Origin of the sequence: Acinetobacter rudis (assembly GCF_000829675.1) — a bacterium.
GTDB classification, from domain to species: Bacteria; Pseudomonadota; Gammaproteobacteria; order Pseudomonadales; family Moraxellaceae; genus Acinetobacter; species Acinetobacter rudis.
Genome location: NZ_BBRX01000026.1, coordinates 1 through 24,166, shown reverse-complemented (window position 1 = coordinate 24,166; position 24,166 = coordinate 1). Strand labels below are relative to the sequence as shown.

Genomic DNA, 24,166 nt, shown 5'->3' with positions numbered 1-24,166 from the left:
TCAGGATAATTAATTGGAGACTGTGGCGTTATGGAAAAAACTTGGTTGGCTGAATACCAAAAAACTGGAATCCCAGAGTCTATAGAATTGCCATCTGAAAATACTTCGCTGGTCGATATTATCGAACGCAATTTTCAAAAATTTGGTTCACGTGATGCCTTTATCTTTATGGATAAGGTAATGACTTTTAGCGAATTAGAAATCGCGAGTCGTAAATTTGCAGCATATTTACAGAGTTTAGGATTGGCTAAAGGTACTCGTGTAGCTGTCATGATGCCTAACGTTTTACAGTATCCTGTCGTGGCACTTGCGGTGTTCCGTGCTGGTTTGGTATTGGTCAATGTTAACCCACTTTATACTTCTCGTGAGCTTGAGCATCAGTTGAATGACTCTGGTGCTGAGGTATTGGTCATCATTGAGAACTTTGCAACGATTTACCAAGCTATCTTGGGTAAAACTGCAGTTAAACATGTCGTCGTTGCCACTGTCGGTGACATGTTGGGCACGCTCAAAGGCACTTTGGTTAATTTTGTACTACGTAAAGTACGTAAACAGATTCCTGCATGGAATATCCCAGGCTACATTAAATTTAATGCAGCGATGGAAAAAACTAATGCAAATAATTATAAGCGCCCTCAACTTAGCTTAAGTGATACAGCATTATTACAATATACAGGCGGTACAACAGGTGTATCTAAAGGTGCAGAATTAACGCACCGTAACTTGGTTGCGAACTTGTTGCAATGTGATGGGATCTTCCAAAGTAAATTTGGTCCAGGTGATAGCGAAAAAGATGATCGCGTTTTCTGTGCGTTACCGCTTTATCATATTTTTGCGTTTATGGTTTGTGCTCTTTATGGGATGTACAAAGGTCAAGCAAATATTTTGATTCCTAACCCACGCGACCTACCTGCGGTGATTAAAGAATTACGTAAATATCAACCAACATTCTTCCCAGCGGTAAATACTTTGTTTAACGCTTTGGTGCATAACGAAGAATTTAAACAGCTTGATCATAGCCGTCTAAAAATTTCGATGGGCGGTGGTATGGCGGTAATGCAATCTACGGCTGAAGCATGGAAAAAAATTACAGGTTCGAACATCGTTGAAGGCTATGGTCTTTCAGAGACTTCTCCTGTTGCAACTGTAAACCCACCTGCTGGTACTGAATTTACTGGAACAATTGGTATTCCTTTACCGTCTACAGATATTGCGATTTTAGATGATGACGGTAATCACATGCCTTTAGGTGAACAGGGTGAATTATCAATTCGTGGTCCGCAAGTCATGAAGGGCTATTGGAACCGTCCAGATGAAACTGAGAAAGTCATGACTGCTGACGGTTTCTTCCGTACTGGTGATATTGCTGTCATGGATGAGCGCGGTTATACCAAGATTGTTGACCGTAAAAAAGACATGATTTTGGTTTCAGGTTTTAACGTTTATCCATCTGAAATTGAAGAAGTAGTATCGAATCATCCAAAAGTGCTTGAAGTTGCTGTAATTGGTGTCAAAGATGAAAAATCAGGTGAAGTGCCGAAATTATTTGTCGTGAAAAAAGATCAATCACTGACCACTGAAGAAATTTTGGCTTATGCTAAAGAGAACTTAACAGGCTATAAACGTCCACGTTATGTTGAATTTATAGATGAATTACCAAAATCGAATGTTGGAAAAATTTTACGTAAAGATCTACGTAAATAATTCAAGCATCGCATCATATAAATCGATCAACCGAGCGCAGAGTCATTTGCCGCTCGGTTTTTTCAAATCGGAGCGTAAGTTATTTTTTTACCATCCAGCGGTCAATATAAGGTCGACTTAAGCCAAGAATCAGCATAAATGTCAGTAGGGTACCCATTTGTCTACCCACAGCTTGAACTGGAAGTGTGCCATGAAAGCTTAAATAAATATCAACCAAGCAATACACCGCAACAGCTGCCATGCTGTAATATAAATTGAAACGCCAAATCCCCACTGCATATAGGCCAAGCCAAAAGACGATAAAAGTCCCTAAGGTTGATTGCCAATTTAAGTTGGCACAAATCACAGTGATTAAAAAGGCGACTACAGGTAAAACCATCTTGAGGATACGGTCGACTTGTTTTTGCCGCAGCTTTTGTTCGGCAAGTTGATCCAACATTTGCTGTTGTTCTGAATGGGGCATTTTCCCTCCGATGTGAACAATTTACCAAAACCTTGTATTTAACAAAAATTATTGGTTTAACACCATGCTATGATACTAAACATAGATTTTTCTTGAGAATAAAATCATGTCTGGAATTCAAGGCATTGTTTACCTGATTTTAATCGCGTGCTTACTACCTTATGTCTTTTCGCTACTTGCAAGACTATTTGGTGGTTTTAAAGTTGAAGATAACCAAGATCCACGCGCATTTTTTGCTAAGACAACAGGATTAGCTGCTCGAGCCAATGCTGCACAACAAAATAGTTTTGAGAGTTTACCTTTATTTATTGCTGCAGTGTTAATGGCTGAATATATGGTTATTCCTCAGATCCTGATTATGATGATGGGTATTGCCTATATTGTGCTGCGTATTCTTTATGGCATTTGCTATTTGGCGAATTGGTCAAGTTTAAGATCTGTCATATGGGTGCTCTCAATGGCTTGCCCAATCTGGCTACTGATCAGTATCATCCGTTTGGTTTAATTCGTTTTTTATCTGCTTTAACTGATTTTTACGATTTCGGTGACTATAAATAAAAACAGATGAATCAATAACGGGTTATAATTGTCAAGAATTTACATACAACTGAAGTGTTAAAAGAGATTGTTATGAGTTACAGCAATATTCCTGCAGGTAAAGATGCACCTAATGATATCTATGTCGTTATTGAAATTCCTGCAAACGCAGCACCAATCAAATACGAAGTAGACAAAGATTCAGATGCATTATTTGTTGACCGTTTCATGGGTACAGCGATGTTCTACCCAGCAAACTATGGTTATGTACCAAATACTTTGTCTGAAGATGGTGACCCACTGGACGTACTTGTTGTTACTCCATACCCAGTTGTACCAGGCTCAGTGATTCGCTGCCGTCCTGTAGGTAAACTAAACATGGAAGATGATGGTGGGATTGATGCTAAATTGATCGCTGTACCACACGAAAAACTTTCTCCATTGTATAAAGATGTGAAGGAATACACAGATCTTCCTGCACTACTGATCCAACAAGTAGAGCATTTCTTCCAACACTACAAAGATCTTGAACCTGGTAAATGGGTTAAGTTGACTGGTTGGGAAGGTTCTGAAGTTGCTAAAGCTGAAGTATTGAAATCAATCGAAGCTGCTAAAAAATAAGACATTGAAATAGTGGTTTATTCTTAGATCACGATGACATAAAAAAACCTGCAATTTTAAATTGCAGGTTTTTTTAACTTTGTGAAATCAGTCTTAGAAGAATTTCACAGGAATATCTAGGAAGATACGCCATTCGTTGGTATCGCCGATGTAGGCTGGATTATAGTCAGCACTTGCACGGTAATAAGAGTTACGTACACGTAGATTTACATCCTTAGCAAAACCACTTTGTACGGTATATTTCAACTGGTTAAAGAATTCACGTTCTGTTGCATTATCAGTAAGCAACTCATTCGGATTCTTTGAGTTTGCTACGTGAATGTTCCAACCATAAACATATGCAGTTGTCCAATTTAAACCTGGTACACCAAAGGCACCGAGGTCTAAGTTATATTGAACTTGAGCTGATTTTTCACGATTACCAATAAAGTCAGACAAATATGAGTTCGGCAGGTAAATACTCTGTTTACCATCACCATTGCCACCGTAGTCATAACCCACATCACCCGTGTTTTGTTGGTAAGCCAACATTACAGTATGTGGACCTTGGTTATAAGTACTTGAGACAGCCCAGATATTATTTGTTTTTTCTTCGCCCGCTGGACCAGAAGCTGAATATACATCTGCACCCGGTTCAAATGTAGTGCGGTAACCACTGAAATCTAAAGTTAAAGCACTTTGCTCTGCCAATGGGATTTTATAGTTCGCATTGATATAGTGACGATCAAGTTTATCTTTAACGTCTAAACCATAGTATGCCGCTTTTAAGTTGTCATCGAATTGGTATTTAGCACCCCAAACCCAAGCACTACGAAGGTGGTTGCCATCTGTGCTGATTTGGTTTGATAGTGTATTTTTAGTGAATTTACCACCGATCACTTCTAAATTTTTGATTTCATGGCTGGTAAGTAAAGTCCCTGTAAAGTATTCAGGAACAAGACGTGCAGTATTACTTGCAAGTACAGGAATATCGAGAACTTGAGTACCATAACGAATCGTTGTGTTTGAAACACGGGCTTTGATGCTTGCACCACCACGGGCCCAAGTGTCATAAGCAGTACCTGTCGTACTCTTCTGTGGGATCATGTCATTGCCAGTATTATTGTTGCTGCCCAATTTAAATGAGGCATCACCGACAAAGCCTACACCGAAACCAATGGTTCCTTGGGTAAAACCAGAATCAATGTCTACAATTGCAGTTTGAGCCGTTGAGCTAGTATCTGGTACACCGTGTTTTTTATCGCGAGTTAAGTAGCCAGTACGAAATAAAACCGAAGCTTCAGCATCTTCTACAAATCCTTTTGATTCACTTTGTTCACTAGCGACCGCAGAGCTAATCATGGCAGCTTGAATCAGAACTGCTAGTGTAAGTTGTTGTGCTTTTAGCATTGAAAGCCTCTTCTCAATTAATTACAGTTTTTTTACTGTGCTCAGAAAAAACTAGATTGTATAAGTAATTTAAAAAAAAGAAATCGTTTTTGTGGTTTTTAATTATTTTTTTTCTACTAAAAGTAGTAAAAAATCGTATAAGTACGATGAGTATTTTTTTCTAATAAATTGATTTTTTAGGGAATCTACAAAGAAATACATAAAACTTGTGATGCATATTACAGTCAATTAGGCGCTTGTGCTTATGTGCATATGCATTGCTTTCGATAAGAAAATATTAACACTGATAAAAGTCACTAAAAATTGAACCAATTTAATTAAATCCGCAGTAAAATGCCGCCTTTCAAATTTTTCACTTAGACAGATTCGTGATATGAAGCCTATTGTTCAGTACAAAGTGATTCTCGCTTTATTATTTTCGACTTTTTCATACTCAACTTTTGCTGCTGAGTCTGAAATCTCAGGTAACGTTGGCGTAGTGAGTAAATACATCTATCGTGGTGGTGTGGAAAGTAATGATCTTGCTGCACAAGGTGGATTGGAGTATGCACATCAAAGTGGTATGCGCGTAGGGTATTGGGGATCGACGTTAGATTACAACCCTGGTCGTGAGGAGAAAGCCACAGGCTTTGAACATAATCTTTATATTGCCTATGGCCAACAACTTACTACAAATTGGAGCTATCGATTGCAAAGCATGGCTTATATTTACCATGATGCCAATAAAGTGAGTGCAGAGCAGGGTGATCAGCGTGATATCACGACTTATGATGTTTCTGCAAATGTGATCTATAAAAATTTGAATTTATCGGCCGCAGTGATCGTTGCTGATGCTGCAACAAGTAATGCAGGTGATACCTACTTGGGTGCTGCGTATAGTCATCCATTAGTCAATGATTTTAGTTTAAACACATCTATTGGCGCGACAGCTTATAACAGCAGTCGAGATGACCAGATCGTGACGACAACAAAAGATTTTGTTCTAAGTGATGCACGCCTAGGATTGAGTAAACAGTTTGCCAATACAGGGTTACTTGCTTCTGTAGATTATATTTATGGTGGCAAAAATCGTATCGGTGAGGACCTAAAAGATCATGTCGTGTTTGGCTTAAACTATCAGTTCTAATTGATCCAATCTGAATCATCATTTCTTCTGATTTAATAATATTGATTATTTTAGGTGCATAAATTTTTTGTTTATGCGCCTTTTTTAGTGCATGTTTTTTTTATGAAAATTTTATGCACAGTCTTAAAAAGGGGGATAGAGAGTTTACGCGATCCCAGTGAATACTACGTTTGGTTGAAATCTTACGGTTGTCTGTTTGCGTTGGCATAGCATTTGCTGAGTAAGAGCGCGGCACATCACGATTTAAAAATTACTCAAACGGAGTGTGATCCATATGAATTTGAATAAAAGTCTATCCTTAAGCATTTTATTATCCACTGTATCAGGTCTTAGCTATGCAGAAGATAAAAAGCTCGCTCCTTTTCCTGGGGAAATAACTGGAAATATCGCAGTACTTTCTAGCTATGACTTTCGTGGTATTACCAATGCGCCAGAAAACGACAAAGTGACATTACAAGCCGGATTAGAGTATGCACATCCTACTGGGTTTTATTTGGGATATTGGGGCTCAACACTGGGTTATTCATTGACAGATTTTGATGCTGAAACAGAAAAATACCAAGGTCGGGATGCATTTGAAAATGACTTTAATTTAGGTTATCGCGGTAAGATTAACGACGACTGGGGATATACCGTAGGGGGAACCTATTATTACTATTATGGTTCAGATGCTAAGTCTGATTTTTTTGAAACCCTATTAGGACTTAATTACAAAGATGTGGCTTTAAGTGCACAAACGGCAACATCTAACGTTGATACTGCTAATCGTGGTGATACTTACTTTTTACTGAGCTATTCACATGAACTACCTTATGAGCTAACTGGCCGTGCTGCATTGGGTGCTTATCTTTATGGTAAAAAAAGTAATAACTTAGAGACCAAAGATGATTTTAATTTTCGTCATTTAACAGTCGGTCTAAGCCATGCTTTAGGCAATACAGGTGCCAACATGAATTTAGATTATATTGTGGGTGGCTACGATCGAATGGATGAAAAACAAAAAAATAAAGTGGTATTTGGTCTCAGCTATAATTTTTAAAAAACACATCAAAGCTCGCATAGATCATAGGCGGTTGACCACCGCCTTTTTTGCGTATTGATAAATAGATTACGTAGTATTTAAACGTCAGAAACGATTGGATTATTGTTTAGTAATTCTAATTAGTGTTGGGGTTTCACTAAGGTTTTTAATAATAAAAATATTTTATATCAAGAGGATAGGATGGATTTGATCTTGCTGATCATTTCATACTGATCGTTGGTTGAATTTTTAAGCATAATTTCACTTAGTCAGTTTTACATAAATGGTGCTTGATATGACACTGCACTTTATATCTGATCAAAACTATTAACCGAATTAAAACAAAATAAAAATTCGCTGAATTGTGAACACACTGCCTTTATTGTTAATATTTTCTAAATAAAAATACGGTCATTACAACAATGCTCAGAAATATTCAAAATGCCCTTGAAAATTTAGGGTTGAGTGCAAAAAAAGGCGCATTACACATACAATTTTCTAATGTAGCGCTAAATCAATTGCTTTATTTACAGCGCATAGACGGTAAACATGCATTAAACCAAGGCTTGGATGCTGAGTTACTTTGTTTGTCCACTGATGCAACGATTTCACTTAAACAGTTCGTGGGTAGCCAAGTAGCTGTTGATAATGTGACAGATCGTGGTCAATTTTTTCGATGTTCAGGCATTGTTACGGGTGCACAGCAGGGCCAGTCTGATGGTGCATTAACAGTCTATAAATTACAACTTCAAGACCCAACAGCACTCTGGAAACATCGACGTAATAGCCGGGTATTTATGTCGAAGTCAGTGATAGAAATTATTGAAATTATCTTTAAGGAATGGCAACAGAAGAGTCCTGTTTTTGCAGCCAGCTTGAGTTTAGATTTGAGCGGCCTACAACTTGACTATGATATCCGGCCTTTTGTGATGCAACACAATGAAACGGACGATGAATTTTTAAAACGTTTAATGCGCCAAGAAGGTATTAACTTTTTAATCGATGAAGCACAGCTCGTGGTAGATCATCCTTTGGCACAGATTGAGCCACAGAAGCTTCGCCTAATTGATGACAGTAGCCAGTTTCAGGCCTTAGAGCGTCGTAACATATACTTTCAGCGTAGTTCTGCAACTGAACGGCAAGATAACATTAATAGTTTTGTGGCACAGCGTTGTTTACAGCCCACAGCAGTACATATACAGCGTTGGCAAGCTGATGCGCTTGAGCAAGAAGATGGTGCAGGTTCTGTTTTAAGTCATCATCAACACAGTGATAAACAAGATAATTCCAGCTTAAATCTAGAACAAGCTTGGCACTTTAGTCCAGCTTGGATGCAAGATCTCAAGGGAGAGGATCAAGTCTCGGCTTCAGGAAATGCGCAAGTGGAACGTTTTAATCGAAATTTATCAACTTATTATGAATCTGAAGCCAAACAGTTTATGGCACGCTCTAGTGTAAGAGATGCACAAGTTGGGTACTGGTTTGCGTTAAATGGGCATCCTGAAATTGACTTACATAGCGCAACAGATCGAGAGTTCTTGATTACCTCAAAGACTTTTTTTCATCAAAATAATTTACCTAAAGATTTAAATGATCAGGTGGTGGCTTTGCTTACACAAAGTCATTGGCCTATTCAAGATCTAAGTCAGCAAGCTGAACGTCAAGCTAATCTGCTGACATTACAGCGGCGCACTGTTGCAACCGTACCTGCTTATCATCCATTACAACATCGTCCTATTGCACATCCACAGCGCGCTAAAGTTGTAGGACCTGCGGGTGAAGAAATTCATGTCGATGAATGGGGGCGAATTAAAGTTCGTTTTTTATTTACCCGTGATGAAGACCATCGTCATGATGGTGGTGCTGGTTCAAATGACAATGATACCGACTCAGCGTGGGTTGATGTGCTTACGCCTTGGGCTGGTGAGGGCTATGGGGTAAGGTTTTTACCACGCATTGGTGAAATTGTGGTGATAGATTTTTTTGATGGCAATATCGATCGACCCTTCGTACTTGGACGTATTCATGAGGGTTCACGTAATCCAACGCAATTTGATGGAAAAGCCAAACTGCCAGAAACAAAAAAGCTGAGTGGCATCCGCTCAAAAGAGGTGCATGGCGAGGGCTTTGGGCAACTTAGGTTTGATGATAGTACTGGTCAGATCAGTAGCCAATTACAGAGTAGCCATGGAGCCAGTCAACTTAACTTAGGAAAACTGAGTCAGCCTAAAGAAAGTGAAAAATCAGATGATCGCGGTGAAGGTTTTGAGTTAAGAACGGATCAATGGGGGGCGATACGTGCTGGAGAAGGACTATTAATTTCAACCTATAAACAAGATCAAGCACAGGGTGAGCATCTTCATGCTGAACCCGCCAAAACACAGCTTGAATCGAGTCAACAACGCGTTAAAGCACTAAGTGATGTTGCTAAGAATCAACAAACAGATGAAATCGAATCTGTTGAGCAATTACAACAACTCGCTGCACAAATTGAGGGCAGTGTTGCCAGATTTAATAAGGCAATTTTATTGTTGACCTCACCAGAAGCTATCGCGCTCTCAAGTCAGGATCACATTTATCTTTCTGCAGATGGAAAAATTCATCAGTGTGCTGGTGATAGTATCAATCTAAGTACACAGCATAATCTAATTGCTCAAGCTTTAGAGCGGATCAGTTTGTTTGCCGCACAAAATGGGATGAAATTGGTTGCTGCTAAAGGACCAGTTGAAATTCATGCGCATGATGGTGTGATGGATTTAATTGCCCGCAGTAAAATTCAAATCATGTCGACAGAAGATAAGGTTGAGCTGATGGCTAGAAAGAAAATTCTTCTGACTGTAAATGCTTCACAGATAGAACTTGGTCCAGATGGAGTGAGAATTTGTAGTCACTAGAAGTTGCAGTACAAGGCTGGTCAATACTTTTTAACAGTGCCCATAGAAGATATCGATAAACATTTATTTGAAAAGTTAGATTTGAAACGGCTATTGAGCTTAAATTAATTAAATACCTTGTTAATTTATCTCAGCTCGTCGATACGACAAGGATTCAGTGATGTGGGGAGCTTCGATTTTTGTACTTTGGGCTAAATCAGCTATGGTGCGTGCAACACGGATAATGCGGTGATAGGCACGTGCAGATAAATTTAGACGTTTTTGGGCCTGATCCAAAATATGGTTTGAAGTTGCATCTAATTCTGCATAACGACTGAGTTGTTGTGGACTTAAGTTGTGATTAAGTTGTTGCTGACGTTGAATTTGTAGTTGATAAGCCGCTTTGACGCGAAGTCTGACTTGAGCGGAATCTTCAACTGGGGTTGTACTTTGAAGTTCTTGCGCTTTAAGTGGTGGAACATCGATGTGTAAATCAATACGATCTAATAACGGACCAGAAATCCGATTTTGATAACGTTTAATCGCATCTATTGAACATTGGCAGCGACTGTCTTGGTTAAACGCATAACCACAAGGGCAAGGATTCATTGCCGCGATCAGTTGAAAATTGGCTGGAAAACTAATTTGTCGTGCAGCGCGTGAAATGATAATAGTTTTTGATTCAAGAGGCTGTCTGAGAACTTCTAAAACTTTGCGATCAAACTCAGGAAGTTCATCTAAAAATAATACACCCAAGTGCGATAAAGTAATTTCTCCAGGTTTAGGCTGCGAGCCACCACCAACCAAAGCTACTGCTGATGCAGTATGGTGTGGATTGCGAAAGGGGCGCTGGCCAAGGGTAACTTGTTGATTGGCAATAGAGTAGATGCTGGCAACCTCTAAACTTTCTTCGGTGTTGAGTGGGGGTAAAATGCTCGGTAGTCGAGAAGCCAATAAAGTCTTTCCTGTACCAGGAGGGCCACGGAATAAAATAGAGTGTCCACCTGCTGCTGCAATCTCGAGTGCACGTCGAGGACGTAATTGGCCTTTAACATCGGCTAAGTCGAGAGGGTAATGATGATCATGCTGGATATATTGTTTGGTTATGGGGGCAATGAGCCGTTGTTTTAAAAAGTGTTCACAGACCTGCTTTAAGTGAGATGCTGCAAAAACCTCAATGCGTGGTAATTGGGCAGCCTCTGCTGCATTTTGTTGCGATATCATCAGACGATGTTGATCCCGCTGACAAGCCATAGCAATGCTTAGTGCACCAGAAACTGGGCGCAGATGACCATCTAGTGCAAGTTCTCCAACAAATTCAAAGTCATCTGTGACTTGCTCAGGTAATTGCCCAGAGGCAATTAAAATTCCGAGTGCAATCGGAAGATCAAGACGTGACCCATCTTTGGGCAAATCAGCAGGGGCAAGATTAATGGTGAGTCGTTTGTTGGGAAACTGAAAACCGCTATTAATAATCGCAGAACGTACTCGGTCTTTACTTTCACGTACGGCTGCTTCTGCCAAACCAACAATGGTTAAAGAAGGTAAACCTTGGCTCACATGTACCTCAACTTCTATTGAAGCTGCATGTAGGCCAAGTAAAGCACGCGTGTAAATCTTGGCAAAAGACATTTATTATTATCCATTTTTGCTTTATTTTTAGTCAATTTTGCTTATTTTGCTTTAAAATGGTGCAATTAGTTTGAACTTTGACGCTGTAATTCTGTCTCGAGCGCTTGAAGTTGTGCCTGCAATTGGGCGAGACGTAAATTAGCGTTATCGAGCATCGTTTGTTGACGTTGAATTTCCTCTTTAGACACTAGATCCATTTTAGTTACAGCCTCACTGAGTAGGGCATGTAAGTTGTGTTCAAGGTCTTTTTTAGGTTGTTCAATTTGTTCTAAGATAGCTTGTACAAGTACTTCAATCATGATTGATCCATCGAATTTGGCTTGATACGGCTGAGTGTAACATTGCTAGGACGGGAGTCCCTAGCCATAACTGACTAAGAGCATTAATTTGATATTAAATCGATAATAAAAATTAAATTTCCTGAGATTCCATGTGTTTTTTTTAAAGGGACACTATAAGTCGCCCTATAAAATAGGTTATAAAAGACAACGCATGACAAGAGTTATTAGCACCCCCAACCGCTATGAAGCTTTTGGCATGATTATTGAACATAGAACCTTACTGGTGAAAAAAGCCGAAGGAAAACAAAATGAAACTTGTAACTGCAATTGTTAAACCATTCAAACTCGACGACGTGCGTGAAGCGCTTTCGGAAATTGGTGTCCAAGGCATCACTGTAACTGAAGTTAAAGGCTTCGGTCGTCAAAAAGGTCATACCGAACTCTATCGTGGTGCTGAGTATGTGGTTGATTTCCTCCCTAAAGTGAAAATTGAAATCGCGATTAGTGATGAACTCGTGGATCCAGTCATTGAATCTATTACCCGTGTCGCGAGTACTGGAAAAATTGGTGATGGCAAAATCTTTGTCACAAATCTGGAACAAGTAATCCGTATTCGTACAGGTGAAACTGGTCCAGATGCGGTCTGATTTGGCATAAATTTTGCTCATCGCAAACTAAGTCAAAACTGAAAAAAATAGGTTGGGGAACAATGAAAAAAATACTGCTAGCGCTCAGTTTGTCTGGCGCACTTTTTTCTGGTTCGGGCGTGTGGGCCGAAAGCAATGCGCCTGAATCCATAAATACTACAGAACAAGTTAATACACCAAGTACAACAACAGTCGCAGTAGCGACACATTCTGATGTTTCCAATGATCCAAGCATAACTGTCGCAGTCACTGATCAAGCCGAAATTGACAGTGGTGATACCGCTTGGGTACTGATCTCCACCGCCTTAGTTTTACTTATGACCATTCCGGGTCTAGCTCTGTTTTATGGTGGTATGGTCCGTAAAAAAAATGTACTGAGTACTATGGCGCATAGTTTTGTCGCTGCAGGAGTGGTCAGCATTGTTTGGGTGGTTATTGGTTATTCTTTAGCCTTTGGTTCAGGGAATGCCTTTGTTGGTAACTTTGATAAAGTCATGCTGGCAGGCATAGCACCAGATACACTAAGTGGCACAATTCCAGAAATTTTATTTGTTATTTTTCAAATGACTTTTGCTATTATTACTGTGGCTATTATCAGTGGTTCTATCGCTGAACGTATGAAATTTAGTGCCTTTGTTGCTTTTATTAGTTTATGGGTGATCATTGTTTATGCACCGATTGCACACTGGGTTTGGGGTGGTGGTTGGTTAATGAATGATGGTGCACTAGATTTTGCTGGGGGCACGGTTGTTCATATTAACTCAGGTGTGGCTGGTTTGGTGACTGCTTATATGCTGGGCAAACGTATGGGGCTAGGCAAAGAATCTATGGCGCCCCATAACCTCACTTTAACAGTGCTTGGTGCGAGTTTAATTTGGGTGGGTTGGTACGGCTTTAATGGCGGCTCTGCACTTACAGCTAGTGGTTCAGCAGCTTTTGCACTGGTTACAACTCAAGTTGCAGCAGCGGCAGCCATGCTAAGCTGGTTACTCGCAGAAAGAATTATTCGCGGCAAGGCTTCTGTTTTAGGTGGTGCATCAGGCGCAATTGCAGGTTTAGTGGTGATTACACCTGCTGCAGGTTTTGTTGATGTTTCTGGTGCTTTATTTATGGGTTTAATCGGCGGGGTACTGTGTTTCTGGGGTACAACAGCATTGAAGCGAATTCTTAAAGCGGATGACTCATTGGATGCCTTTGGCTTACATGCTGTAGGGGGTATCGCAGGTGCATTATTGACTGCTGTATTTGCCAGTGAGTTGATTATGGGGGACAAAGTGCCGACTCATATGGGGCATCAACTCTGGATACAATTAGAAGGGGTATTGGCAACAATTGCATATTCGGCTGTAGTGACCTTTATTCTCCTAAAACTTATTGATATTGTTATAGGAATCCGTGTTGAAGCTGATGAAGAGCGCATGGGACTTGACTTAAGTCAACATGGCGAACGTATCGAGTGATGATAAGTTAAATTGATCGTTCAATAACTATATCTTGTGTAAAACAGCTCAAATGAGCTGTTTTTTTTCTATATATTGATTTTAAACGCAGCCAATTTATTTTTTTTTTGGTAGACTGGTCTGGTTTATATTTTAATTAGTCCAATCAGCATGCATTGTCCATTTTGTAATGTCGCGGATAGTAAAGTGATCGATTCGCGTTTAGCCGCTTCAGGCAGCCAAATCCGTCGTCGTCGTGAGTGCGTAAGTTGTGCGGAAAGATTCACAACCTTTGAAAGTTATGAAATGGTCATGCCGCGTGTGATCAAATCTAATGGTAAAAATGAGCCTTTTGACGAAGAAAAATTACGTCGTTCGCTCATGCATGCCTTACAAAAAAGACCGATTACACAAGAACAAATTGAAAGTGCTTTAAGTGATATTCAGCTACAAATCAGAAGATTAGGTGAGCGTGATGTTAAATCAAGACTCATCGGTGAAATTGTGATGAAAGCGTTATTTGCTTTAGATCATGTTGCTTATGTTCGATTTGCTTCGGTCTATCAGGATTTCCAAGATGTAGAAGCTTTTCGTCAACAAATTGAATCGATGTTACGCCGAGATTTAAATGACTGATTCACTCCCTTATCAAAGTGCTGCGCAGCTAGCGCAAATGTCAACACAACAGCAAGATCAATATTGGATGCAACATGCCATCTCTTTAGCGCAGCGTGGTATTTATACGACTCGACCAAATCCTAATGTTGGCTGTGTTATTGTCAAAGATGGCCAATTGCTTGGTGAGGGATTTCATCCCCAAGCTGGGCAGCCTCATGCTGAGGTTTTTGCTTTAAATCAAGCAGGGAGCAACAGCCATGGTGCTACAGCCTATGTGACTTTAGAGCCTTGTGCACATTATGGTCGTACACCGCCTTGTGCCTTAGCTTTGAGCAAGTCAGGGGTGAGCCGTGTAGTGATTGCCTGTCTAGATCCAAACCCGCTCGTTGCTGGAAAAGGGGTTGAGATATTAACCCAGGCGGGTATTCAGGTTGAGCATGGTGTTTGTGAGACACAAGCTGCTGCATTGAACAGAGGCTTTTTAAAATCTATGGCTGAAGGGAAGCCTTACGTTCGTTTGAAAATGGCTTCGAGTCTAGATGGTCGCACAGCGATGGCATCGGGTGAGTCTAAATGGATCACTGGTGCTGAGGCTCGTTTAGATGTACAGCATTGGCGTGCGATCTCTGCAGCTGTAATAACGGGTGTAGATACAGTACTGGCCGATGATTGCCTGCTGAATGTCCGAGATATCCCCGCTTATGTTGAACAAGCCAAAGCCAATTTAGTACAGCCAATGCGTATTGTGCTCGATCGACAGGGGCGCTTACCTGTAACCGCTAAAATGTTACAACAGCCTGATTCAGTTATGGTCATGGGGCCATTTCGCCAAGATTTAGCGGATTTGGGTGTGTTACAATTGCCTATCATGGCACTGGCTGATTTACTGGTGTTTTTACGTCAAAATTATCAATTTTTTGACATCATGGTTGAAGCAGGCGCAACCTTAGCAACTGCTTTTTTACAACAAAATTTGGTTGATGAACTTATTAGCTATGTTGCGCCGACGCTACTTGGGCAGTCTGCACGCAGCATGTTTGCTGGTGAGTTAAACCACATGTCAGAACAACTACGTTTTAACTTGATCGATGTAACCCAAGTGGGTCGCGATTTGCGTTTAAGACTCATCCCTATGCAAGAGACAGTATGAATCAAGAGACTTCGGTATATCACAAGCGTCGTCATGCCGCGCGGACGACAGATGAGTATCTTTTTCATCAACTGGTCCCTTATTTGGGCAATAAGCGCCGTCTATTACATTTGATTTTAGAAGCTTTAGAGCTGACAGGCACCCTCAATACTGATAAGAAACGTGCGCCTATTTTTGCTGACTTTTTTACAGGAAGTGGGGTTGTTTCACGTTTGGCTCGTGAGCATGGTTACCGTGTAATCGCCAATGATTGGGAACCCTATAGTCATGCGCTCAATCATGCGATTTTATCTGCAACATCTGCACCTGCATTTAAGGAATTGGGTGGTTATCAAAAAGCCATAGATTATCTCAACCGTCTACCCGAAGTTAAGGGGTGGGTGACACATAATTTATGTCCACGAAATGACGAAGTTTATGACCCAAGTCGTGATCGACTGTTCTTTAAACGACGTAATGGAATGCGCATTGATGCGATTCGTCAGCAAATTGCGACTTGGCAAGCGCAAGGTGCGATTGATGATGTAGAGATGAGTGCATTATTGGCCCCCTTGCTGTATTCAGCAAGTTTTGTCAGTAATACCAGTGGCGTATTTAAAAGTTTTCATCAGGGCTGGGGTGGACGTACTCGTACAGCATTAGAACGTATTGAATCTCAACTGATGCTTACCCCAAGTCTATTTTGTGATGTCGGTGCAAGTAAAACGCAAAGTCCAATGGCAGAAATGTGGTGTGTCGATGCACAACACTTGGCCAGTCAAATGAGTGGTTTTGAGGTTGATGTTGCTTATTTAGATCCGCCCTATAACCAACACGCTTATAGTAGTAATTATCATGTGTTAAACTCCTTAACTTTATGGGATCAGGTCGATTTACCTACACCAGATACCAAAGGTTTTAAGAGCGGTATTGATCGTGCATGGCGTAAAGAACGTCCAAGTTCTTATAACTCATCTAAGCACGCACAAGAAGCTTATGAAACTTTATTGTCGACAATTAATGCACGTTACATTCTGACCAGTTATTCTACTGATGGTAATATTGAGGCCAAAGATTTGCTTAAAGCAAATTTACAACGTGGCAAGGTCACGTTGTTGACTCAAGATGTACCACGCTATCGCGTCAGCAAACAACGTCAATCTGATCGTGCACGGGTATTAGAATTTATTGTGATTACTGATACGCATGCTAAAGCAGGACCGCCACTACGACAGCTTTTAGGGCAGTTGTATCATTTTGCTGAGTTAGGTGGGGTAGATACTTCAGGCGTCAGCACTCAATTGGCATTGTGGTAATTAATAAACGAGATTGTACTTATGTTTACAGGCATTATTGAAAGTTTAGGTCGAGTAGAGCAAATCCAGAATATGGGTGGAGATCTACGTTTGCAAATTCAAACTGAACTTGATCTTTCTGATGTACATCTTGGTGATTCTATTGCAACCAATGGGATTTGTTTGACCGTGACCGATTGGGGTAAAAACTGGTACGCAGCGGATGTGTCTAAAGAGAGTCTAACGCGTTCAACGATTGCTCATTGGCAAACTGGTTTGGTGGTCAATGTGGAAAAAGCCATGTTGCCGACAACCAGATTTGGTGGCCATATCGTGAGTGGTCATGTAGATGCGGTAGGTGAAATTACACAATTAAAACAGGATGCGCGCTCAATTTATTTTGAAGTAACTGCTCCTGCTGAAATTGCCAAGTATTTAGCTGAAAAAGGCTCAGTCACTATTGATGGAATTAGTTTGACAATCAACTACTTACACGGCTGTGTAATGAGTCTTAATGTCATTCCTCACACAGCTGAACGTACCAATATTTCAACATGGAAAGTTGGAACACGTGTAAACATTGAAGTTGATGTGCTTGCCCGTTATATCGAGCGTTTAATGCTGGGTGATCGTGCTGCTGAACAAAATAAAAAATCAAATATTAGTATGCAGTTTTTAGCAGAAAATGGCTTCTTAAAGTAAATATACGTAAAATAGACTGTCTCATATACAATAGACTGTTTTTTTTTAATTACTTTACTTCGGGAATAAAGTGCATGAAACAACTTGAAACAGGGTCATCGCAATGATGGAGATATTGCTGCATGTTGAACAAATGCTCCCGACCTTGCTGGAAAATTATGGCTTGTGGATTTATGCCATTCTATTTTTAATTATTTTTGCTGAAACTGGCTCTGTATTTATGTTCTTTCTGCCAGGTGATAGTTTATTGATTGCAATCGGGGCAATGTGTTCGACAGCTGATAATGTACATTTGCATTATATGGGCATCTTATTGTTTATTGCTTCGACTTTAGGGTATATCGTCAATTATCATACCGGGCGGGTGCTGGGAGTGAAGTACTTCCATCAACATTCACGTTGGTTTAAACCTGAATATATTAAAAAGACTTATTATTATTTTGAAAAACATGGTGGTAAAACCATTTTAATGGCTCGTTTTATCCCATTTGTACGTTCATTTGCACCCTTTGCTGCTGGTTCAGGTCATATGAAATACACCACGTTTATGTTGTATAACGTTTTAGGTGGTTGGATCTGGATTAGTCTTTTACTGGGTGTAGGTTATGGTTTGGGCAATCTGTTTTCGAGTGTTTTAGATTGGCTTTAAGCAAAGCGTAGAGACTATTCTGCTATTTTATATAACAGAATATCTTGAATCTGTTGAATTGACTTTATAATGATTTGCTTAAGACTTGGTAATAGTGAATGAAGTCTGATTAAACCAGGCGTTGGTTTGTTTGGGAATTTCGATGGTGAATTTTCCTTTTTCAGACTCATGAGATAAATAAGCTGAAATAGAATGAAAGTCTGCACGACTAATCAATAAATCTTGTGCAGATATTGTCCATGTCTCACCAGAACTCAGTAGGGCAATTTTATTCCAAATTTGATTTAACTCAGTCATTTTACATCCCTTTGCAGTCGCTATAATTCATATGAGTCCATATAACGATGAAGAATAAAAATATAAATCCTTCATCTCGTTACACGCATATGATGTGACGATTTAGTTACAGTATTGTGACAACCAAAATTTTTCACCACATATTTAGCGGGTTATACAATGATTAACCAAGTTTTTTCAGTATGAAATTAATCTCTTCTTGAGCTGCTTGTTGTAAGTTAACTTTTAATGCACTGAGCGCCTGCTGAATAATTTGCTCAGATTCTAGTTCTAAACGTAGGCGAATATTGGCTATTTCTTGTTCGCTATGTTGAGTTTCGACTCGGTGAGCTGTAGTCGAGCCACCAGTCTCAGTAGTGATATTCACTTGATCAAAACGATTACTATAAGCGATTATTTCTGCATCAATTTTGTCTTTTAGTGTGCTTAAACTGTGCTGCTGCTGTTGGAACTGTTCAGCTTCATCGTGCTTCAATTGTTCGATATAAGCCTGTTGTGTTGCACGCTTTTCTGCAAGAGACAGTTCTAAAGCATGCTGTTTACGTTGTCTTGCTGCCTCAATGAGCTGTTCTTTAAGCGCGATGTGGGCTTGTTCAATTTTCAGCTGAGAGACTTGCTGTGAACGTAAATCGTGATCTAGCCATTGTGCTAGATCCGTCTCAACTTTAAGTAACTCACCAATACGTGTTAAATCTTCAAGTAAAGTTTGACGCACAATTTCAGGTGCATTGAGCCAACGTTTTTTAAAGTCTTGACCGACATTTAATGTCACGATATTTTCCTCATATTCGGATGTTGACGTATACGTCAAAGCTTATAGGTTTGTGCCTGTATTCCATGTTGGCGATATGTTTTAAATTTTTCTCTACCAATGACTTTTGCAGGCTCGTTATTTTCTATGATTTCGATGATATGTTCAAATTGTATTGTTGGATCAATTGCGTGTTGATCAAAATTGAATACGATCCAAGTCTTATCATCAGGTAGTTCAGCAGAAATACAAATTGGTGCCTGTGTTTGATTGATACCATGCGCTAAAAAACTACTGGCATCAAAACTCCACAGCTCATCATCCAACTGTTGCTGTAAGTGTTGATCTGGACAATATAACCAGATTTTAACTGGCTTTCTTAAGATCTTTCTACACAAACGGCTAGTGCTATGCACTAACCGTTCATTGCTTTGTTCAAAAAGGTAAAAGTTAACCTTAGTCATTTTGGATTCGGTTGGCAATGAATTGAACAAGAAGCGGAACTGGGCGACCGGTTGCCCCTTTATTTGCTCCAGAAACCCAAGCAGTACCCGCCACGTCAAGGTGTGCCCAACGATAGTCACGAGCAAAGCGTTCAAGGAAACATGCCGCAGTAATTGAACCTGCTTGAGGACCTGCATTACCGATATTACCAATATCTGCGATGCTTGAGTTTAAGAGCTCTTGATAGTCATCTAGAATCGGCAAGCGCCATACACGGTCAAAACTCTCTTGTCCCGCTTGAGTGATTTCATCTGCTAAAGCATCATCTGGGGAGAAAAGACCACTGACCACTTTACCTAAAGCTACAACACAAGCACCAGTTAACGTCGCAATATCAATAACAACAGCAGGGTTAAAACGTTTGACATAGGTTAACGTGTCACATAGGACTAAACGGCCTTCTGCGTCAGTGTTTAAAATTTCAATGGTTTGACCGCTCATACTGGTGACTACATCGCCTGGGCGAGTTGCGTGGCCAGAAGGCATATTTTCTGCTGCCGCAATTGTACCAACTACATGTACAGGTAATTCTGCTTCACAAAGCGCACGTAATGTACCCAGCACTGAGGCTGCGCCGCACATATCATATTTCATCTCATCCATGCCTGGGCCTGGTTTTAATGAAATACCACCTGTATCAAAAGTAATGCCTTTACCAACCAATACCACTGGAGCTTGTTCGAGGTCAGCACGGTATTCTAGGCTAATGATACGACCCGGGCGATCAGAACCTTTACTCACAGCCAAGAAAGCATGCATACCAAGTTCAGTAATTTCAGCTTCTTCAAGTACAGTGACTTTCAATAGCTGTGGATATTGCTCTGCTAAATCAATTGCTTGCTGTGCGAGATACTCAGGAAAACAGATATTGCCAGGACAGTTACCTAGGTCACGGGCAAAATTTTGTCCTTTTGCAACCGCTTGAATGAGGTTAACTTGAGCCTGATCTAGACTGGTTACATCAGAAATTAGGTCAATTTGAGTGAGAATCGCAGTGCTTTTTTTAGATTTATATGCATCATAACCATAAGCCGCTTGAGTTAGGCTCAGGGCAAAAAGATAATGTAATTCTTGAGGAAGAGCTGAAATATCAATGCTAATTTGTTTAAACTTTTTCTGGCTATTGTCTAAGATGGTTTGAGCAAGTTTGGCTAATTTGGCAGGTTTCACTTGCGCGGCATCGTCTAGACCCAGTAAAGCTGCATTGGCTTGTTGTTCAATCTTACCGAGTAAAGGGAGTTGTTCGGCAAAACCAGCTTTATATTGAGAAATATTCAGTAGATTGTCTAAGTCATTAATTTGATAAGTGGTTTGGATCTTTGCAAGTGCATTTTGATCAACCAATATAGATAAATATTCGCTTTGAGTTTGTGCTGAAAGTGCAGCATTTATGGTGATTTTCATAAACTGTATGGTTACCTGCATTAACGTTATGAATCATTTAGACATTGAAAGACTATCATTAATCGAATATCGATGTGGTTTTATATTTTAACATTCGGGTAAACTAGCGATCACAAACTTTATTTTAATTTTTTGGAAGATCTGATTTGATAATTAGACGCTACCTATTTAAACAAGTAATGGCAACCACATTGGTGGTGGTGAGCTTGTTAACCTTGATCATATTAGGTGCTCGCTTAATCAAATACTTTGGTTTAGCTGCACAAGGCAACCTCGATGTCAGCATCTTGTTTAGCATTATTGGATTTCGTCTGCCTGAATTTCTGATTTTGATTCTTCCACTTGGCTTCTTTATTGCGTTAATGCTGGTATTTGGTCGCTTATATGTTGACCATGAAATGGCAGTACTCAATGGGAGTGGGGTGAGCAAGCATGGATTAGCTCGTCTGCTGATCCCAACCTCGATTGCCTTTTTAATCGCACATATGTTGTTATTGACGTGGATCTCGCCTTGGGGATTACGTCAGTTTTATCAGCTGTATTCAACTCAGTCGGTGCGTGCAGGTTTTGATCTTGTACGTCCACAAGAGTTTATTCAGGCGGGAAGCTATACGATCTATGCAGGTTCTTTGTCACAAGATCGAAAAAATTTAAAAGATATTTTTATTTATCAAAGAGCTGACCGTGATAGTCGGCCAGATACCATGATTCTTGCCAAAGAAGCAACACGTATCGAAACCTCTGATAGTGGTGCGAGCGTAGTTGATTTGATTCAAGGGCGTCGTTACGAGATTTATCCAACTACTGCAAAATATACCAAGACAGAGTTCCAAAGCTATCGTATTCGTATTCAAAGTGATAAAGAAGCCAGATATAGCAGTAATGAAGTCGAAGGCCTAACAATGAGCACGCTATGGGCAGGACGAGAAAACCCTGTTGTATTGAGTGAGTTAGGTTGGCGTATCTTTATGCCATTCTCTATGTTTGTGGCTTTAATTCTTGCTGTGGGGCTGTCTGAAGTGACACCACGTCAAGGACGCTATATCCGTTTATTCCCTGCGATTTTAATTTTTGCCAGTATGGTTGTTTGTTTGATTGCGATCAAAACACGAATGAGCAAGGGAGAGGTTGGTGTCTGGGCTTATCCTGCAGTTTTATTGTTTTATGCCATATTTGGTGCAATTTTCTCACGTAAACAAAAGTTTGCTCCTAAAATTAAAAAACGTATACAGCGTGCGAGGTCATAATGCAGTCGACTAAAATCTTAGCGCGCCATGTGACGCTGACAACGACTTTGACCATGTTGGGAACAACACTGGTTTTGGCCTTTCTGTTTATTCTATTTTCCTATGTAGGTGAGCTAAGTAACCTTAAAGAAGGCTATGGTGCGTTAGAAGCACTCAAATACGTACTGTGGGATGCGCCTTATAACTTTAACCGTATTTTGCCTATCTCAGCGTTGATTGGTGCTGTACTTGGCTTGGGGAGCATGGCCTCCAATAGTGAATTGGTGGTGATGCGTGCTGCAGGGATTAGTCTTTGGCGGATCGTGGGCTGGGTGATGCGACCTGCATTGGTTTTAGTTTTACTCTCATTGATGGTTGTTCAGTGGGTACTGCCTTATACCAAAGAGAAAGCACGCCTGACCAAAGACCAACAAGCGGTCAGTGTTTTGGGTGAAGTACGTGGTTATTGGATTCGTGAAGGACAGCGTTTTATCTATATTGACTACGCAAACTCCGCAGGAAAACTGAACCATGTCAAAGTGATTAACTTTGACGATGAATATCGCCTAAAATCTTTAATGAAAGCACAACAAGGTGAGTTCCTTAAAGAGGGTAAGTGGCAGTTAAATAGCAATCAACAGTTATCTATACTCGATAGTGGTGCTGCGCAGTTGCAAGCTATCCCTCAGCATATGTTTAACCTTGCACTGCAACCGAAATTTGTTCATATGGTGACCCAAGATCCCGATGATCTGGCACCGACAGAATTAATCGGCTTTATGAGCTATATGAAGCAGTATAGTCAGGTTCCTAAAACCTATCAGCTAGCATTCTGGAAGAAAGTGGGTGCACCTTTCTCACTATTGGCTCTGACTTTAATTGCTTGTTCATTTGTTTTTGGACCATTACGTCAACAATCTATGGGCTTTCGTCTGGTGATCGCATTGTTTGTCGGACTCGGCGTGTATTACCTTCAGGACTTTGCAAGTTATGCAAGTTTGGTGTACTCACCATCACCTGCATGGTTTGTGTTTCTACCCATTGTTGTCATGTATATCGTTGGTGGCTATTTGCTATATCGAGCAAGATAAATCTTGTGAATGCTTTGCTACATATAGATTAGTGGCAAAGTAGATTGCGCTTAGCGTAATCACCCATTAGAGTCTTGGTTAAAAATTGGCTAAGATACAGTTTAATATCGAAACAAAAGAGTATGAATTATGACGGATGCATCTGTAGGCAAAACTCCTCATCTATTGGTCATTATGGATGGTGTAGGCCATCGTGAGGCAACGGAGGATAATGCTTTTCTTGCTGCGAAAACACCAAACTTAACAGCAATGAAAAATCAGCATCCACATAGTCTAATTTCTGGTTCTGGTGAAGATGTTGGTTTACCTGATGGTCAAATGGGTAACTCTGAAGTGGGGCATATGAACCTTGGTGCTGGCCGAGTTTTGTATCAAGACTTTACACGTATTACCAAAGATATTCGTACAGGTGCATTCTTTGAACATCAAATTTTAATTGATGCAGTTGAACAAGCTAAAGCAAAAAATGCAGCAGTTCATGTGATGGGTCTACTTTCCGAAGGTGGCGTACATTCGCATCAAGATCATATTATTGCCATGTGTGAGTTGGCATTAAAACGCGGTGTGCCAGTTTATTTACACGCCTTCCTTGATGGCCGTGATACACCACCGAAAAGTGCTGAACCTTCTTTGGCAAAATTAGATGCGTTATTTGCACAGTATCCAAATCAAGGTCGTATCGTCAGCATGATTGGTCGTTACTTTGCTATGGACCGTGATAACCGTTGGGATCGTGTTGAACAGGCTTACCGTCTATTGACTGAAAG

At 40.3% G+C, this 24,166-nt stretch carries 23 protein-coding genes and 1 pseudogene; 16 read left to right on the top strand and 8 right to left on the bottom strand.

Annotated elements, in window-relative coordinates; translation table 11 throughout:
• Positions 1-30: 30 nt before the first annotated feature.
• Complete coding sequence (locus Aru01_RS07595; RefSeq protein ID WP_016654685.1) at positions 31-1,704, top strand: long-chain-fatty-acid--CoA ligase; 1,674 nt, start codon at positions 31-33, stop codon at positions 1,702-1,704.
• 79 nt (positions 1,705-1,783) lie between these two features.
• Here the strand turns inward: Aru01_RS07595 and Aru01_RS07590 are convergent, their stop codons facing one another.
• Complete coding sequence (locus Aru01_RS07590; RefSeq protein ID WP_016654686.1) at positions 1,784-2,167, bottom strand: hypothetical protein; 384 nt, start codon at positions 2,165-2,167, stop codon at positions 1,784-1,786.
• A 106-nt stretch (positions 2,168-2,273) separates the two neighbouring features.
• On the opposite strand from Aru01_RS07590, the gene Aru01_RS07585 reads away from it, so the two are divergent.
• Positions 2,274-2,672 (top strand): MAPEG family protein, encoded by a 399-nt coding sequence (locus Aru01_RS07585; protein ID WP_016654687.1) that lies wholly within the window; start codon positions 2,274-2,276, stop codon positions 2,670-2,672.
• Positions 2,673-2,797: 125 nt separating this feature from the next.
• Positions 2,798-3,325 (top strand): inorganic diphosphatase, encoded by a 528-nt coding sequence (gene ppa / locus Aru01_RS07580; protein WP_016654688.1) that lies wholly within the window; start codon positions 2,798-2,800, stop codon positions 3,323-3,325.
• A 93-nt stretch (positions 3,326-3,418) separates the two neighbouring features.
• On the opposite strand, the gene Aru01_RS07575 is transcribed toward ppa, so the two are convergent.
• Complete coding sequence (locus tag Aru01_RS07575) at positions 3,419-4,714, bottom strand: OprD family outer membrane porin (protein ID WP_016654689.1); 1,296 nt, start codon at positions 4,712-4,714, stop codon at positions 3,419-3,421.
• A 373-nt stretch (positions 4,715-5,087) separates the two neighbouring features.
• Between Aru01_RS07575 and Aru01_RS07570 the strand changes: the two genes are divergently transcribed.
• From Aru01_RS07570 to Aru01_RS07560, 3 genes are all read left to right on the top strand, one after another.
• Positions 5,088-5,840 (top strand): TorF family putative porin, encoded by a 753-nt coding sequence (locus tag Aru01_RS07570; protein ID WP_016654690.1) that lies wholly within the window; start codon positions 5,088-5,090, stop codon positions 5,838-5,840.
• 274 nt (positions 5,841-6,114) lie between these two features.
• Positions 6,115-6,879: a TorF family putative porin gene (locus Aru01_RS07565; protein WP_016654691.1), complete on the top strand. Its 765-nt coding sequence runs from the start codon at positions 6,115-6,117 to the stop codon at positions 6,877-6,879.
• A gap of 404 nt (positions 6,880-7,283) precedes the next feature.
• The gene (locus Aru01_RS07560) at positions 7,284-9,755 is read left to right on the top strand and encodes a type VI secretion system Vgr family protein (RefSeq protein WP_016654692.1); all 2,472 of its coding nucleotides are present in this window, start codon (positions 7,284-7,286) and stop codon (positions 9,753-9,755) included.
• A gap of 120 nt (positions 9,756-9,875) precedes the next feature.
• On the opposite strand, the gene Aru01_RS07555 is transcribed toward Aru01_RS07560, so the two are convergent.
• Both Aru01_RS07555 and Aru01_RS07550 read right to left on the bottom strand, forming a co-directional pair.
• The gene (locus Aru01_RS07555; RefSeq protein WP_016654693.1) at positions 9,876-11,366 is read right to left on the bottom strand and encodes a YifB family Mg chelatase-like AAA ATPase; all 1,491 of its coding nucleotides are present in this window, start codon (positions 11,364-11,366) and stop codon (positions 9,876-9,878) included.
• 65 nt (positions 11,367-11,431) lie between these two features.
• Positions 11,432-11,665, bottom strand: a complete 234-nt coding sequence (locus Aru01_RS07550) for an accessory factor UbiK family protein (RefSeq protein ID WP_016654694.1) — start codon at positions 11,663-11,665, stop codon at positions 11,432-11,434.
• Between the two features lie 290 nt (positions 11,666-11,955).
• Between Aru01_RS07550 and glnK the strand changes: the two genes are divergently transcribed.
• From glnK to Aru01_RS07515, 7 genes are all read left to right on the top strand, one after another.
• The gene (gene glnK, locus Aru01_RS07545; protein ID WP_016654695.1) at positions 11,956-12,294 is read left to right on the top strand and encodes a P-II family nitrogen regulator; all 339 of its coding nucleotides are present in this window, start codon (positions 11,956-11,958) and stop codon (positions 12,292-12,294) included.
• Between the two features lie 62 nt (positions 12,295-12,356).
• Positions 12,357-13,754 carry an ammonium transporter gene (locus tag Aru01_RS07540; protein WP_016654696.1) on the top strand — a complete coding sequence of 466 codons (1,398 nt, stop codon included), beginning with the start codon at positions 12,357-12,359 and terminating at the stop codon, positions 13,752-13,754.
• 150 nt (positions 13,755-13,904) lie between these two features.
• Entirely contained in the window at positions 13,905-14,369 is a 465-nt protein-coding gene (nrdR, locus tag Aru01_RS07535) for a transcriptional regulator NrdR (protein WP_016654697.1), read from the top strand.
• Positions 14,370-14,406: 37 nt separating this feature from the next.
• Positions 14,407-15,501 carry a bifunctional diaminohydroxyphosphoribosylaminopyrimidine deaminase/5-amino-6-(5-phosphoribosylamino)uracil reductase RibD gene (gene ribD, locus Aru01_RS07530; protein ID WP_040331007.1) on the top strand — a complete coding sequence of 365 codons (1,095 nt, stop codon included), beginning with the start codon at positions 14,407-14,409 and terminating at the stop codon, positions 15,499-15,501.
• The gene (locus Aru01_RS07525; protein WP_016654699.1) at positions 15,498-16,796 is read left to right on the top strand and encodes a DNA adenine methylase; all 1,299 of its coding nucleotides are present in this window, start codon (positions 15,498-15,500) and stop codon (positions 16,794-16,796) included. Before ribD ends, Aru01_RS07525 begins: the two co-directional genes overlap by 4 nt.
• Before the next feature lie 21 nt (positions 16,797-16,817).
• Complete coding sequence (locus Aru01_RS07520) at positions 16,818-17,477, top strand: riboflavin synthase (protein WP_016654700.1); 660 nt, start codon at positions 16,818-16,820, stop codon at positions 17,475-17,477.
• A gap of 103 nt (positions 17,478-17,580) precedes the next feature.
• Positions 17,581-18,126 carry a VTT domain-containing protein gene (locus Aru01_RS07515; protein ID WP_016654701.1) on the top strand — a complete coding sequence of 182 codons (546 nt, stop codon included), beginning with the start codon at positions 17,581-17,583 and terminating at the stop codon, positions 18,124-18,126.
• A gap of 78 nt (positions 18,127-18,204) precedes the next feature.
• Here the strand turns inward: Aru01_RS07515 and Aru01_RS07510 are convergent, their stop codons facing one another.
• From Aru01_RS07510 to Aru01_RS07495, 4 genes are all read right to left on the bottom strand, one after another.
• On the bottom strand, positions 18,205-18,423 hold the full coding sequence (locus Aru01_RS07510; protein ID WP_016654702.1) for a hypothetical protein: 219 nt from the start codon (positions 18,421-18,423) through the stop codon (positions 18,205-18,207).
• A gap of 163 nt (positions 18,424-18,586) precedes the next feature.
• Complete coding sequence (locus tag Aru01_RS07505) at positions 18,587-19,195, bottom strand: hypothetical protein (protein ID WP_016654703.1); 609 nt, start codon at positions 19,193-19,195, stop codon at positions 18,587-18,589.
• 35 nt (positions 19,196-19,230) lie between these two features.
• Positions 19,231-19,638 carry a DNA polymerase III subunit chi gene (locus Aru01_RS07500; protein WP_016654704.1) on the bottom strand — a complete coding sequence of 136 codons (408 nt, stop codon included), beginning with the start codon at positions 19,636-19,638 and terminating at the stop codon, positions 19,231-19,233.
• On the bottom strand, positions 19,631-21,082 hold the full coding sequence (locus Aru01_RS07495) for a leucyl aminopeptidase (RefSeq protein WP_016654705.1): 1,452 nt from the start codon (positions 21,080-21,082) through the stop codon (positions 19,631-19,633). The genes Aru01_RS07500 and Aru01_RS07495 overlap by 8 nt, the downstream gene beginning before the upstream one ends.
• 146 nt (positions 21,083-21,228) lie before the next feature.
• Between Aru01_RS07495 and lptF the strand changes: the two genes are divergently transcribed.
• The 3 genes and pseudogenes from lptF to Aru01_RS07480 form a co-directional block, all read left to right on the top strand.
• A complete protein-coding gene (gene lptF, locus Aru01_RS07490; RefSeq protein WP_040330963.1) occupies positions 21,229-22,329 on the top strand; it encodes an LPS export ABC transporter permease LptF in 1,101 nt (366 codons plus the stop codon).
• Positions 22,329-23,399, top strand: coding sequence for an LPS export ABC transporter permease LptG (lptG, locus tag Aru01_RS07485; protein WP_016654707.1), 1,071 nt, complete (start codon positions 22,329-22,331; stop codon positions 23,397-23,399). Before lptF ends, lptG begins: the two co-directional genes overlap by 1 nt.
• Positions 23,400-23,528: 129 nt before the next feature.
• Positions 23,529-24,166: pseudogene (locus Aru01_RS07480) on the top strand (2,3-bisphosphoglycerate-independent phosphoglycerate mutase); the annotation flags it as partial.